Annotated in this window: 14 protein-coding genes; 5 read left to right on the top strand and 9 right to left on the bottom strand. The window is 72.8% G+C overall.

The window, feature by feature from the left end:
- Positions 1-18: 18 nt before the first annotated feature.
- The 6 genes from ACF1GV_RS10955 to ACF1GV_RS10980 all read right to left on the bottom strand — a co-directional run bounded on the left by ACF1GV_RS10955 (position 19) and on the right by ACF1GV_RS10980 (position 8,428).
- Entirely contained in the window at positions 19-858 is an 840-nt protein-coding gene (locus tag ACF1GV_RS10955) for a hypothetical protein (protein ID WP_391678938.1), read from the bottom strand.
- A gap of 201 nt (positions 859-1,059) precedes the next feature.
- On the bottom strand, positions 1,060-2,034 hold the full coding sequence (locus ACF1GV_RS10960) for an acyl-ACP desaturase (protein ID WP_391678936.1): 975 nt from the start codon (positions 2,032-2,034) through the stop codon (positions 1,060-1,062).
- 214 nt (positions 2,035-2,248) lie between these two features.
- Positions 2,249-3,025, bottom strand: coding sequence for a dimethylargininase (gene ddaH, locus ACF1GV_RS10965; protein ID WP_391678934.1), 777 nt, complete (start codon positions 3,023-3,025; stop codon positions 2,249-2,251).
- A gap of 613 nt (positions 3,026-3,638) precedes the next feature.
- Positions 3,639-5,921 carry an ATP-binding cassette domain-containing protein gene (locus ACF1GV_RS10970; protein ID WP_391678933.1) on the bottom strand — a complete coding sequence of 761 codons (2,283 nt, stop codon included), beginning with the start codon at positions 5,919-5,921 and terminating at the stop codon, positions 3,639-3,641.
- Between the two features lie 10 nt (positions 5,922-5,931).
- Positions 5,932-7,554, bottom strand: a complete 1,623-nt coding sequence (locus ACF1GV_RS10975; RefSeq protein WP_391678931.1) for an ABC-F family ATP-binding cassette domain-containing protein — start codon at positions 7,552-7,554, stop codon at positions 5,932-5,934.
- A 457-nt stretch (positions 7,555-8,011) separates the two neighbouring features.
- Positions 8,012-8,428, bottom strand: coding sequence for an SsgA family sporulation/cell division regulator (locus ACF1GV_RS10980; RefSeq protein ID WP_391678929.1), 417 nt, complete (start codon positions 8,426-8,428; stop codon positions 8,012-8,014).
- 327 nt (positions 8,429-8,755) lie between these two features.
- Here ACF1GV_RS10980 and ACF1GV_RS10985 point away from each other — a divergent pair, with 327 nt between their 5' ends.
- Together ACF1GV_RS10985 and ACF1GV_RS10990 are read left to right on the top strand one after the other, a co-directional pair.
- The gene (locus tag ACF1GV_RS10985; RefSeq protein ID WP_391679617.1) at positions 8,756-9,796 is read left to right on the top strand and encodes a WD40/YVTN/BNR-like repeat-containing protein; all 1,041 of its coding nucleotides are present in this window, start codon (positions 8,756-8,758) and stop codon (positions 9,794-9,796) included.
- A gap of 73 nt (positions 9,797-9,869) precedes the next feature.
- Positions 9,870-10,208 carry a plasmid stabilization protein gene (locus ACF1GV_RS10990; RefSeq protein WP_363264112.1) on the top strand — a complete coding sequence of 113 codons (339 nt, stop codon included), beginning with the start codon at positions 9,870-9,872 and terminating at the stop codon, positions 10,206-10,208.
- 10 nt (positions 10,209-10,218) lie between these two features.
- Here the strand turns inward: ACF1GV_RS10990 and ACF1GV_RS10995 are convergent, their stop codons facing one another.
- Positions 10,219-10,515: a YciI family protein gene (locus tag ACF1GV_RS10995; RefSeq protein ID WP_363264111.1), complete on the bottom strand. Its 297-nt coding sequence runs from the start codon at positions 10,513-10,515 to the stop codon at positions 10,219-10,221.
- 50 nt (positions 10,516-10,565) lie between these two features.
- Between ACF1GV_RS10995 and ACF1GV_RS11000 the strand changes: the two genes are divergently transcribed.
- Positions 10,566-11,276 (top strand): endonuclease V, encoded by a 711-nt coding sequence (locus ACF1GV_RS11000; RefSeq protein ID WP_391679616.1) that lies wholly within the window; start codon positions 10,566-10,568, stop codon positions 11,274-11,276.
- Here ACF1GV_RS11000 and ACF1GV_RS11005 read toward each other — a convergent pair.
- Positions 11,237-11,425 (bottom strand): hypothetical protein, encoded by a 189-nt coding sequence (locus ACF1GV_RS11005; protein WP_391678926.1) that lies wholly within the window; start codon positions 11,423-11,425, stop codon positions 11,237-11,239. The genes ACF1GV_RS11000 and ACF1GV_RS11005 overlap by 40 nt on opposite strands.
- Positions 11,426-11,588: 163 nt before the next feature.
- Between ACF1GV_RS11005 and mmpA the strand changes: the two genes are divergently transcribed.
- A complete protein-coding gene (mmpA, locus tag ACF1GV_RS11010; protein ID WP_391678925.1) occupies positions 11,589-11,735 on the top strand; it encodes a morphogenic membrane protein MmpA in 147 nt (48 codons plus the stop codon).
- A 35-nt stretch (positions 11,736-11,770) separates the two neighbouring features.
- On the opposite strand, the gene ACF1GV_RS11015 is transcribed toward mmpA, so the two are convergent.
- Positions 11,771-12,949, bottom strand: coding sequence for a saccharopine dehydrogenase family protein (locus ACF1GV_RS11015; protein ID WP_391678923.1), 1,179 nt, complete (start codon positions 12,947-12,949; stop codon positions 11,771-11,773).
- A gap of 91 nt (positions 12,950-13,040) precedes the next feature.
- Between ACF1GV_RS11015 and ACF1GV_RS11020 the strand changes: the two genes are divergently transcribed.
- Positions 13,041-13,421, top strand: coding sequence for an MmcQ/YjbR family DNA-binding protein (locus ACF1GV_RS11020; protein WP_391678921.1), 381 nt, complete (start codon positions 13,041-13,043; stop codon positions 13,419-13,421).
- The last annotated feature ends 132 nt before the right edge of the window (positions 13,422-13,553 follow it).

The following is a 13,553-nucleotide window of genomic DNA, read 5'->3' on the forward strand; positions in this document are numbered from 1 at the left end:
TTTCGGGGCCGAGGGGATTCAGGCGATGGCGCCGGCCGTCATCACCAGTTCGGGCACGGTGCCGTGGAACGTCTCGACCAGTTGCGCCAGCACCGCCCAGGCGTCCTCCCGCCGGCCCAAGTGGTCCTGGACGAGCGGACGCAGTGCGTCCTCGGCGGCCCGGGCGCGGGCCGGGAACGCGCAGGGGCCGAGGGACAGCAGGTCGAGGACGTCCACGGCGGGCCCGTGGGCCGTGGCGTAGTCGGCCGGCCCGTCGAACACGCCTGCCTGCCGCACCCGGTGAGTGAACTTGGCGTGACTGCCGAACCGGGCGCGCAGCGCCGGCGGACAGTCGGGGCGTACGGACAGGGCCCAGCGGGCGTAACCGGGCAGCGGGCGCTCGGCGTCCGCCGCGGTGACCGTCCGCCAGTCATCGCGGGTGAGCACCATCGAAGCGGCCGCGCGTGCGGTCTTCATGGCGGTGGCGCGGCGCAGGGAACCGACTAGCCCGTGGTGGACGTAGCTCTCGGGCACCTCGGGCTCTTCGCCGGCCAGCGTCGGGGGCGGCGGCAGCGGCTCGGTACGGCCGGGTCCGAACGGGACGCCGCGGCAGACGGCCCGGCGCAGGCCGGAGTCGGTGGTGAGGTACCGCCACACCGTGACGTTGAGGTCGGGGTCGTCCTGCTCCAGCATCCACAGCGCCACCGAGGCCGGCAGCCGGCCCGGCCACTGCCAGGGGCGGGCCAGCCGGCGGCGCAGCGCTACGGGGTCCTCCTGGCTAGGCAGGCCGATGCGTGACCGGACGCGTTCGGCGGTTTCCTCGTCGGTCAGCCCGAGAAGAAATCCGACCGTCCGCGCCGCTCTGCCGTTGTCCCTCATGCGGGGCATGATGCCGCAGGCCGGCCCGGCCTCGCACGGGCAATTCCGGTGGCCCGTACGGGGCGTGCGCACCGGCCGGCGCCGGCCTCGGACACCGCCCGGCACCGGATGCGGGCGCCCGCCGACGACGCCGGACCGCTCCGCACGGGGCGCCGGCGACCGGCGACCCGGCGCCTGCCGGCTCGCCGGTCGCGCCGAGCGTCAGGCGCCCGCGCGGGCTGCCAGCCGCGCCCGGCGCGCCGCCAGCTTCTCGTCGAACTTCGTCGCCTCGTCGTTCAGGCCGCCCATGTAGAGGCCGAGTTCCTCCTGGGCCTGCAGGCCCTCGGGGCCGAGGCCGTCGATCTCCAGTACCTTCAGGTGGCGCAGCACGGGCTGGAGCACGTCGTCGTGGTGGATGCGCAGGTTGTACACGCCGCCGATCGCCATCTGCGCCGCTGCCCGCTCGAAGCCGGGGATGCTGTGGCCGGGCATGCGGAAGTTGACCACCACGTCCCGCACCGCCTGCATGGTGAGGTCAGGCGCTATCTCGAAGGCCGCCTTGAGCAGGTTGCGGTAGAAGATCATGTGCAGGTTCTCGTCGGTCGCGATGCGCGCCAGCATGCGGTCGCACACCGGGTCACCGGACTGGTGGCCCGTGTTGCGGTGCGAGATGCGGGTGGCCAGCTCCTGGAAGGCGACGTAGGCGACCGAGTGCAGCATCGAGTGCCGGTTGTCGGACTCGAAGCCCTCGCTCATGTGCGCCATGCGGAACTGCTCCAGCTTGTCCGGGTCCACCGCGCGCGAGGCGAGCAGGTAGTCCCGCATCACGATGCCGTGCCGGCCCTCCTCGGCGGTCCAGCGGTGCACCCAGGTGCCCCAGGCGCCGTCCCGGCCGAAGAGCGTGGCGATCTCGTGGTGGTAGCTCGGCAGGTTGTCCTCCGTCAGGAGGTTCACCACGAGCGCGATGCGGCCGATCTCGGTGACCTTGGACTGCTCCTTGTCCCAGGCCTCGCCGTCCTCGAAGTAGCCGGGGAAGTTGCGGCCGTCGCTCCATGGCACGTACTCGTGGGGCATCCAGTCCTTGGCGACCTGCAGATGCCGGTTCAGTTCCTTCTCGACCACTTCCTCGAGTGCGTACAGCAGCCGGGCGTCGGTCCAGGCGGCGGAACTGCCGAGGTGGGACGAGGTAACAGTCACGGGTACTCCAGGGGGACGTAACGGAGCGGAAGCCTCCGGCGGTGCGGCGCCGGAACTTACGGAATCGTAGGCTACGAGTCCGTAGGTTACGTAACCGTAGGTTAAGGACGTCGTAAACACTGCTGATCAGCACAGCCGGCTCCGGCCCGCCGGAGAGACATCACGGCCCCGGAATCCGCAGATCCCGGGGCCGCACGGGTAAGGATGCCGCCCGTCAGGCATACAGCTCCCGCAGCCGTACCGAGAGGCAAGTCACACACCCCTCGAGCTTCTCGAACTCGCTGATGTCCACCGCGACCACCTCGAAGCCGAGGTCGGTGAGCAGGTCCGCGGTCCGCGGCGCGCTCGCCGCCATCAGCAGCTTCGCGCCGCCGAGCAGCACCACGTGCGCCCCGGACTCCTCCGGCACCGACAGGAACCGCGGGAACAGCGCCGGCCGGTCCACCTTCGGAATGTGCCCGATCACCGTGCCGTCCGGCAGCGCGGTCACCGCCGACTTCAGATGCAGCACCTTGCTCACCGGTACGGCGACCACGCGCGCGCCCAGCGGCTCGAAGGCGGCCCTCAGCTGCTGCACCCCGGCCGCGTTGGTACGGCCGCCCCGGCCCACGTAGATCGTGTCGTCGGTCTTGAGCACGTCGCCGCCGTCCAGCGTGCCCGGCTCCCAGATCCAGTTCACCGAGCAGCCGAGCCGCGCCACGGCCTCCTCGACGCCGACGGTCTCCGGCCGGCGGGACTCGGCGCCGGGGCGGGTGATGAGCGCGACGTTCTTGTACATGACCACCGTGTCCTCGACGAACACCGAGTCGGGGCAGTCGTCGGCCGGGTCGACCTCGATCGCGTCCCAGCCGTGCGCGCGCAGGGCGGCGACGTACGCCTCCCACTGCTCGACCGCCCGCTCGGCGTCGACCTTCTCCCGCGCGATGTGCGTCACCAGACCTTCGGCGAGGCGGGGGCTGGGGCGGCGGACGAGGGCCTTCTTGCTGGGCACGAGCGTGGTCTCCGTATCGGCGGGTGGTTCCTGGGGCCATCATGGGGCACCGGTCCGCCATGATGCCGGGCGAGGAGTACTCGGCGAAACCCCGGGTGGGGAGGGATTACCAGGGCGTAACCCCGGATTGGCACACAGGGCGCGCCCCGCCGTCACGGCCGGCCGAGGAGCAGGGCCGCCCCGCGTCCCCGGACCGCGGGCGCGCCCCGGCGTCCCCGGGCCCCACGCGCGCCCCGGCCGTCGCGGACCGCAGACGCGCCCGGCCGTCGCGGACCGCAGCCGCGCCCGGCGTCGGTCCAGGGACCACGACCGCCCGCCGCCGGACCGCCCCACGACCGCCTCCGAGCCGTCTCCGTGCCCGTCGCGGCCGCCCGGGTCACTGCTCGGCTGCCTCCGGCCGCCGTGGCCGCCTGGGCCGGCGCTGAGCCGTCACCCCCCCCCGCCGCGGCCTCCCGGGCGGCACTGGGTCGCCCCTGCCGCCGTGGCCCGCCCTGAGCCGACCCTCGGCCGTCTCGGCCGCACACGGCCCTCTCCGGCCGTCCGAACCGCCCCCGCCCGGGGCGCGCGGTTCCGAGGGAGACGCCGTCAGCCCGCACCGACGTCGCCCCCGCCGTCAGCCCGCACCCATGGCGCCCCCCGGGCAGCCCGCCGCCCGGCGCAGGTACTCCGCCGTGACCGACGTCCGGTCGGTGAGCAGTTGCCGTGGGGTGCCCTCGAAGAGGACCCGGCCGCCGTCCCGGCCCCCGTCCGGGCCCAGGTCGATCACCCAGTCGGCGTGGGCCACCACGTCCATGTCGTGCTCCACCACCACGACCGTGTTGCCGCCGTCCACCAGCCGGTCCAGCAGCGCGAGCAGCCCGTTCACGTCCGCCATGTGCAGGCCGGTCGTCGGCTCGTCCAACACGTACACCGCGCCGGTGCGGTGCAGCCGGGTCGCGAGCTTCAGCCGCTGCCGTTCGCCGCCGGACAGCGTGGACAGCGGCTGTCCGAGCGCCAGGTAGGTCAGGCCGACGTCGTGCAGGGCGCGCAGCCGTCGCCGCACCGCGCTGTCGCCGAAGAAGCCGAGTGCCTGCTCGGCCGTCATCGCCAGCACGTCGGCGATCGAACGGCCGTCCACCGTCAGCCGCAGCACCTCCTCCCGGAAGCGCCGGCCCCGGCAGTCCGGGCAGGTGGTCGTCACCGGGTCCATGAACGCGAGGTCCGCGTACAGCACCCCGCGCCCCTCGCACGCCGGGCACGCGCCCGTGGAGTTGAAGCTGAACAGCCCCGGCTCACTGTCCGTCGCGCGCGCGAAGATCCGCCGTACCGTGTCCATGATCCCCAGATACGTCGCCGGCGTGGAGCGTGCGGAGATCCCGATCGACGACTGGTCGACCACCACGGCGTCCGGATGAGCGGCGGTGAACTCCGCCACCAGGGTCGACTTTCCCGACCCGGCGACGCCGGTGACCGCGGTCAGCACCCCGGTCGGGAACTTAACCGTCACCTCCCGCAGGTTGTGCCGGCTCGCGCCCTTCACCCACAGCCCGCCGCCCGGCCGCCGCACCCGCGCCTTGAGCGCCGTACGGCGGCGCAGACAGCGCCCGGTCGCCGTCGGCGACCCGGCCAGCGCGCGCGGCGGCCCCTCGAACACCACGTGCCCGCCCTCGGTACCGGCTCCGGGACCCATGTCGACGACGTGGTCGGCCAGCGCGATGACGTCCCGGTCGTGCTCGACGACGAGCACGGTGTTGCCCTTGTCGCGCAGGCCCAGCAACAGGTCGCCGAGGCGGTGGACGTCGCGCGGGTGCAGCCCGACGCTGGGCTCGTCGAAGATGTACGTCATGCCGGTCAGGCTGGAGCCCAGGTGCCGTACGGTCTTCAGCCGCTGTCCCTCGCCCCCGGACAGCGTCGCCGTCTCCCGGTCGAGGCTGAGGTAGCCGAGGCCGATCGCCTCGATCCGCTCCAGCGCCGTGACGGCGGCCCCGGCGATCGGCGCGGCGAGCGGGTCGTCGTCGAGTTCCCCGAGTACGGCGATGAGGTCGGTGATCTGCATCCGGGTGCAGTCGGCGACGGACCGGCCGCGGATTTGGGTGGCCAGCGCGGCCTCGTTGAGCCGGGCGCCCGCGCAGCGCGGGCAGGTGTCCTCGGTGAGGAAGCGCTCGACCATCTCGCGGGTGCGCGCGCTGAGCGCGGACAGGTCCCGGTTCAGGTACAGCCGCTCGAAGCGGTCCGCCAGGCCCTCGTAGTCGATGGCGCGCGATCCGCCGGTGTTGTCGACGTTCACGCGCGTGCCGCGCCCGCGCAGCAGGAACTCCCGCTCGGCGTCGGTGAACTCGCCGACCGGTTTGCGCACATCCAGGTCCGCCGTGTTGGTGTAGGTCTGCCCCTGCCAGGTGCCCGCGGCGAACGGCGGGAAGAGGATCGCACCGCCGGCGAGGGAGCGGGCCGGGTCGAGGATGCGGTCCCAGGCGGGCCGTACCGTGCGGCCGAGCCCCTGGCACTCGGGGCACATGCCCGCCGGGTCGTTGAAGGAGTACGCCGTCGCCTCGCCGGCGCTCGGGGTACCGCACCGGGAGAACAGCACCCGGATCACCGCGTAGACGTCGGTCATCGTGCCGACGGTGGAGCGTGAGTGGCCGCCGACCGGCCGCTGGTCGACCACGATGGCGGGGGACAGGTCCTCCATGGCGTCCGCGCGCGGGCGTTCGTACCTGGGCAGCCGGTTGCGCACGAACCAGGTGTACGTCTCGTTGAGCTGGCGCTGCGACTCGACGGCGATCGTGTCGAAGACGACCGACGACTTGCCCGATCCCGAAAGGCCGGTGAACACGGTCAGCCGGCCTTTCGGGATGCGCAGGGTGACGTCCTTGAGGTTGTTCTCCCTGGCTCCGGTGAGGGTGATGTAGTCGCGCATGACCCCGACGCTAGGCGGGATACCCGACAGCTTCTGGCGTGATTTCCTTCAGTTCTCCGTCGAGCAGCAGCCAGCGCGTGATGCCGATCGACTCCAGGAACGGCAGGTCGTGGCTGGCCACGATCAGTGCGCCCTGGTACGACTCCAGCGCCGTGGTCAGCTGGTTCACGCTCGCCATGTCGAGGTTGTTCGTCGGCTCGTCCAGCATCAGCAGCTGCGGGGCCGGCTCGGCGAGCATCAGCGCGGCCAGGGCCGCCCGGAAGCGCTCGCCGCCGGACAGCGTGGCCGCCATCTGGTCGGCGCGTGCGCCCCGGAACAGGAAGCGGGCGAGCCGCGCCCGGATCCGGTTGTTGGTGGCGCCCGGCGCGAACCGGGCCACGTTCTGCGCGACGGTCAGCTCACCGTCCAGGACGTCCAGGCGCTGCGGCAGGAAACGCAGCGGGACGTGCGCCGTCGCCTCGCCCGAGACCGGCGCGAGTTCGCCGGCGATCGTGCGCAGCAGCGTGGTCTTGCCCGCGCCGTTGCGCCCGATCAGCGCGATCCGCTCCGGACCGTACAGATCGAAGCCGCCCTCGACACGCGCGCCGTAGGCCAGTGTCAGGGCCCGCAGGGTGAGCACGCCGCGGCCCGTGGGGACGGCGGTGTGCGGCAGGTCGACACGGATCTCGTCGTCGTCCCGTACGGCCTCCACCGCCTCGTCGAGCCGTTCCCTGGCCTCGGTGAGCTTCTCCTCGTGCAGGAGGCGGTGCTTGCCCGCGGACTCCTGGGCCGCGCGCTTGCGCGCCCCCATGACGATCTTCGGCTCGCGTTTCTGGTCCCACATCTTCTGCCCGTACCGCTTGCGGCGGGCCAGCTTCACCTGGGCGTCGGTCAGTTCGCGCTTCTGCTTGCGCAAGTCGGACTCCGCCACGCGCACCATGCGCTCGGCGGCCTCCTGCTCGACGGCGAGCGCCTCCTCGTAGGCGGAGAAGTTGCCGCCGTACCGGGTGATCTCCCCGCCGCGCAGATCGGCGATCTGGTCGACCCGCTCCAGCAGTTCACGGTCGTGGCTGACCACGATCATCACACCCGGCCAGGACTCCACGGCCGCGTAGAGCCGGCGGCGGGCGTACAGGTCGAGGTTGTTGGTGGGTTCGTCCAGCAGCAGGACCTCCGGCCGGCGCAGCAGCAGCGCGGCCAGCCGCAGCAGGACCGACTCGCCGCCCGACACCTCGCCGATGGTGCGGTCCAACGCGATGTGCCCGAGGCCGAGTTCGCCGAGGGTGGCGAGCGCGCGCTCCTCGACGTCCCAGTCGTCGCCGATGGTCTCGAAGTGTTCGTCGGCGGCGTCACCGGCCTCGATGGCGTGCAGCGCGGCGCGCTGCACGGCGATGCCGAGCGCCTCGTCGACGCGCAGGGTGGTGTCCAGCGTGACGTTCTGCGGCAGATGGCCGGTCTCCCCAGCGACGCGTACGGCACCGTCGGTGGGGGTCAGCTCCCCGGCGATCAGCTTCAACAGGGTGGACTTGCCCGACCCGTTGGCGCCGACCAGTCCGGTGCGGCCGGGACCGAAGGTGGCGTCCAGGCCGTCGAGGACGACCGTGCCGTCCGGCCAGGCGAAGGACAGGGAGGTGCAGGTGAGGGATACGTACATGGGGCCTCGCGGTTGCTCGTATACGGAAGCGGGGGCAAACGCGTATCGAGACACCGCGGGACGGCAACCACTGAGGGTCCGGGAAGGCGTCAAAGGGAAAGCCCTGTGCCCGGGACGGCTCGTATGCCGAGGTCGCACGCACGCAATGCACACCTGACGGGTGTGGCGCGGTGTCTCAGGACCTCAGACGAGCAACGTCCTTCTCCAATCGACGGCAACAGGGCCGACATCCACGGTAAGGGAGCGCATAGGGGCGGTCAACCGAATTGACGGAGCCCCGTGCAGGGCGCGCGGGCACGTGCCGGGTTCGCCCAGGCCGCGCACGCCGTCGTCCGCCACGCGGCACGGGAAACTGCTCGGCGCCGGCACCCACGAGACGCTGTCCGGAGGGCTCGACCACGGCGAGCTGAACCGCTGCCGGGCCGGAGCCGGAGCGCCCAGCAGACCTGGGGACGGCCTAGCAGGCGTCCCGCATCAGCTCCGCCAGGCCGTGGTCCAGGTCGAGCTGCAGGTGCTCCAGGCCCACCGGCACCAGCTCGCTGGTGGCCCGCAGGAAGCGCTGGATCTCACCGGTGCGGACATGGACGACGGCCGTGCCCTCGGGGGCGTGGAACTCCAGGACCGTGCGGTCGAAGCCGTATGGCCGCACTCGGACGTCGCCGTGGCCTTCCGGGCCCTCCAGGCCGGCCGTGAGCAGTTCGCGGGAGAAGGTCCAGCAGACCTCCACGCCTTCCAGCGTGGCCGGCGCGGGGAAGGTCATCCGGATCGCGAACGGGTCCCGGCGGTCGTAGTGCAGCGTGGCGGGGATGTTCGGCATCCGGGGCGCGGCGGCGACGAGACGTGCCTGCACGGGCTGCTCGATGACGGTGGACAACGCCTTGCTCCCTTGTGACGGCTGGACGGTGGACGGACGGAGGGGCGGATGAGGCCGGTCACTCCAAGAGACGTAGGAACCGGCCGATCCGTGCACACTCAGAGCGAGTGACCTCTGTCACCGCCTTCATGCACGGAGGTGTCCGACTGCTTCCGGTGTGCCGGGAAGGTCACTTGTGGCGGGACGCGCTCTGGACGGCACCCGGGCGGTCGGCTAGCTTCGCCCGCCATGACGATCGCGAGGGTCATGAGGAGCAAGGGATCCGAGAGGCGCAACGGGCGCAAACGACCCAAGGCGGGCAAGGGTCGCGGGACCGTCTCGGGAGCGGTGTGCGCCACGGTGCTCGCCGCCCTGGCCGCCGCTCCGGCGCAGGCGCACGACGGCGCGCACCGCATGCCCCACTGGGCGCTCAAGAACACCGGCGCGCCCTCCGTCCGCTTCCGCGGGCTGGCCGCCGTCGACCGGGACACCGCGTGGGCTGCCGGCACCGCGGGGACCGTGCTGCGCACCACAGACGGCGGGGCGAGCTGGCGGAACGTCTCCCCGCCCGGCGCCGGCGAACTGCAGTTCCGGGACGTCGAGGCGTTCGACGCGCGCCGCGCCGTCGTCCTGGCGATCGGCGAGGGCGAGGCGTCCCGCGTGTATCGCACCGAGGACGGCGGCACGACCTGGACGGAGTCCTTCCGCAACACCGACCCGAAGGCCTTCTACGACTGCCTGGCCTTCTTCGACCACCGGCATGGCCTGGCGGTGAGTGACCCCGTCGACGGGCGGTTCCGCGCTCTGTCCACCAGCGACGGCGGCCGCTCCTGGACGGTGCTGCCCGCACGCGGCATGCCCGCCGCCCTGGACGGCGAGGCCGGCTTCGCGGCGAGCGGCCAGTGCCTGGTCACCTCCGGACCGAAGGACGTCTGGCTGGCCACCGGCGGAGCCGCCCACGCGCGCGTGCTGCACTCCGCCGACCGCGGCCTGACCTGGACGGCCACCGAGGCACCCGTCCCGGCCGGCGACCCGGCCCGCGGTGTCTTCGCGCTCACCTTCCGCGACCGCACCCACGGACTCGCCGTCGGCGGCGACTACCGCCCCGAGCAGCCCTCGCCGCTCGCGGCCGCGGTGACCGCCGACGGCGGCCGCACCTGGCGCCCTGCCGACCGCCCTCCGCCCGCCTACCGCTCCGGCGCCGCCTGGCTCGCGCACAGCCGTGGCGCCGCGCTCGCCGTCGGCCCCACCGGCACCGAGCTGACGACGGACGGCGGGCGCACCTGGCGCACCGTCGACACCGGGTCGTACGACACCGTGGACTGCACGGCGGACCGGGCGTGTTGGGCCGCGGGCGAGCAGGGGCGCGTGGCCCGCATGGAGCCCTGAAACAGGCCCCGGGAGGCGGATTCGGGTGCAATGGGGGTACTCGGGGACCGCATCCGAAAGGAAGTGAACGCACATGCCACGCGGTTCCAGCCCCAAGCGGGAACGCCAGTACGAACACATCAAGGAGAGCGCCGAGGAGCGCGGCGCGAGCACCGGGCGCGCCAAGGAGATGGCCGCACGGACCGTCAACAAGGAACGCGCCCGCTCCGGCGAGTCCAAGACCGCCGGCCGCTCCTCCACCAAGGACATGTCGTCCGGCAAGCGGGGCGGCCAGCGGTCGGGCAAGGGCTCCCAGGGCAAGGGCTCCGAGGGCCAGACCTATGACCAGCTGTACGAGGAGGCCAAGCGCCGGGACATCTCCGGCCGTTCGAACATGAACAAGAGCGAGCTGCAGCGCGCCCTCGGCAAGTGAGCGGTACCGCTCAGCCGAGCGTCTCGCGGTGGCGCTCCAGCTCCGGCGCCGTCTTGGTGGCGATGAACTCGGTGATGCGGTACTCGCAGACGCCCGCGGCGACGAAGGGGTCGCTCGCGGCGATGGCCTCTATCTGCGCGCGGTCCCCCGCGACGGCGATGATCACCCCGCCGTCGCGGGGTTCCTTGCGTCCGGAGGCCAGGACGCGGCCCTGGGCGTACAACTCGTCCAGCCAGACGACATGGTCCTTCAGGACGGCGTCGACGGCTTCGAGCGGGGCGGTGTAGATCAGCTCCATCACGAACATGATCGCGAGCCTACGCCGGGTCGCGGCGACACCGTAGGCTCATGGTCATCATGACGACCGTACGCGTTCCCGCGGGCTGGCCCGCGACCGAGGAAGAGGCCCGGGCGGTCCAGGACGGGCTGCGGGCCCGGGTGGTGCTCGACGAGCCGGGGCCGCAGCCGGGCACCGGGCACGTCACCGGCGTCGACGTGGCCTATGACGACGGGCGTGATGTCGTCGCCGCGGCGGCCGTCGTCCTGGACGCCGCGACCCTCGGTGTCGTCGCCGAGGCCACGGCCGTCGGCCAGGTCTCCTTCCCCTACGTGCCCGGGCTGCTCGCCTTCCGCGAGGTACCGACGGTGCTGGCCGCGCTGGACGCCCTGCCCTGTCCGCCGGGCCTGGTCGTCTGCGACGGCTACGGCCTCGCCCACCCCCGCCGTTTCGGGCTCGCCAGCCACCTCGGCGTGCTCACCGGGCTGCCCACCATCGGCGTCGCCAAGAACCCGTTCACCTTCGCCTACGACGAGCCGGACGCGCCGCGCGGGTCCTCCTCGCCGCTCCTGGCCGGCGAGGAGGAGGTCGGCAGGGCGCTGCGCACCCGCGACGGCGTCAAGCCGGTGTTCGTGTCCGTGGGCCACCGCGTGAGCCTCGCCGGCGCCTGCGCCCACACACTGGCGCTGACGCCGGCCTACCGGCTGCCGGAGACCACCCGCCGGGCCGACGCGCTGTGCCGCCGGGCGCTTCAGGAGGCGACGACCCGCCAGGCACCCACCTCCTTGTAGCCCGAGTCGTACACGGCCGACCCGTCGCCGGTCTGCAGCGGATAGTGGCGGACGTTGCCGGCCCAGTACCGCAGGATCCGGCTCAGCTCCCGCGCCTTGTCCTCGCTGCTCGCCGCCTCGTCCAGGGTGATGTCGAGAAGGAATTTCATACGTTCCATCGTTTCATTGACGCGCCCGGTGAGACTTCTGCCGACGGCGGCGAGGAGTGCCTGCACGGTGCCGGTGAAAGTCTCAAAGCAGGGTGCATCTGAGTACGCGTACTGAGTACCCGTACGGATGTGCGGCGGGCAGGGCACCGGAAGGCTGACCCGCATGACGACACATCGCGCCGCCAAGCCCCTCAACGACCCCGCCCGGCCCGTCGAACGCGCCGTGAACGCCGCGCTCGCCCTCGCCGTGCTCGCCGGGCTCGGCTGGGTCTGCGCGATGATCTACACAGTGGTGTCCTGGCCGCTGTAGCCGCGCCTGAGTCGGGCGGACCGCCGGACGCCGCCTCAGCGGCGCGCGGCGACCCGGAAGACGATTCCCGCCGCCCGCAGCCGCTCGGTGAGCGCCTCACCCATCGCCACCGCCGTGGTGACCTGGCCCGACGTCGGCGGCAGGTCGTCGAAGGACAGGGACAGGGCCGCCTCGGCGAAGATCTTCGCGGTCTCGCCGTAGCCGGGGTCGCCGCCCGACACCTCGGTGAAGACGCGCCGGCCGCCGCCCTCGCCGACGAAGCGCACGCGGAACCAGCTGCGGGCCCGCTTCTCGGCGTCCGGCCCCTCCCCGGGGCGGACCCGGTCCGACAACCAGCGCCGTACCGGCGGCACTTGGGCGGCGACGGCGACCGCGCCCACGGCCGCGATCCCCCCGGCCGCGACCGGCAGCCGGCGTACGGCCGCGTAGTGGCGGTAGCGGAAGTCGGGCCCGTAGCGGTCCAGGGACCGTGCCGACCGCTGGACGACCTGCGGGTCGATGGTCGGCAGCGGCAGCGCCCACGCGCCGATGTCGCGCGCGTAGTGCGGCGCGCCGATCGGGGCGGCCGCCCGGCGGCCCACCAGCCGCGGCTCGTGCCGCGCGCGGTCCCGGGCCGCCGCCACCATCTGCCGTCCGCGCGCGAACTGGTTCAGCGCCGAGGCCAGCGTCCCGCCCGAGAAGGCCGCGTCGGCGGACACGAAGCCGTCCACGGTCAGCGGCACGTCCGGCGGCAGCTGCCCCACCGTGAACAGCACCCCCAGGTCGTGCGGTACGGAGTCGAAGCCGCACGCGTGCACGAGGCGCGCACCCGTCTCCCGCGCGCGTGCGTCGTGCCGTACGTACATCAGGTCCACGAACTCCGGCTCACCGGTGAGGTCGAGATAGTCCGCGCCGGTGTCCGCGCAGGCGGCGACGAGCTGCTCGCCGTAACGGATGTACGGCCCGACCGTGGACGCCACCACGCGCGCGTGCTCGGCGAGTTCCCGCAGCGACGCGGCGTCGGCGACGTCGGCCCGCAGCATCCCGATCCGCTCGCCGCCGGGCAGCCGCTCCCGCAGCCGCTGGAGTTTCGACGTGTCGCGTCCGGCCACCGCCCAGCGCAGGTCGGCGGGCGCGTGCGCGGCGAGGTACTCCGCGGTGAGCGTCCCGACGAAGCCGGTGGCTCCGAAGAGCACGATGTCGTACGGACGGTCCGTCCTGTTCAGCCTGCTCATGACACCCCTCGCCTTGTTCGGCCGCGCCGCTGTCGGTGGCCGAGGCTAGCGTGAGGAGTGCGTGAGCGGATGACGAGCCCGGAGGTGGCGGATGGCCGTGGCCGAAAGCGTCCAGAGAAAGTGGGAGAAAGTACGCGGGTTCGCCCTGTCCCTGCCGAGTGCGGCCGAGGAGTTCCCCTGGGGCGAGACGGTCGCCAAGGTGAACAAGAAGGTGTTCGCCTTCCTCGGTGTGGACGACGGCAGCCACCCCATGGCGGTGACCGTGAAACTCACGGACGAGGCGGCCCACGCCCATGCCCTGACCTCCCCGGGCGCCGAACCCGCCGGGTACGGCCTGGGCAGAGCGGGCTGGGTGCGCATCCCGCTCCAGGAGCCGGGCGCCCCGGCGGCCGAGCTGCTGTGCGACTGGGTGGAGGAGAGCTACCGCGCCATCGCGCCCAGGCGGCTTGTCGCCGAGCTGGACGCCGGGTGAGGCGGGCGGCGGACAGGAGGCCGACCGGCCGGCGGCGGCCCATAATTGGCTAAGCGCTTGCTCGCCCGGGTCTTGTGCCCGGTGGAACACGTTCTTAGCATCACTGGTGTTACATCGGTTGTGTCACAGCGA

The sequence above is a fragment of the Streptomyces sp. NPDC014006 genome (assembly GCF_043088925.1).
Lineage (GTDB): Bacteria > Actinomycetota > Actinomycetes > Streptomycetales > Streptomycetaceae > Streptomyces.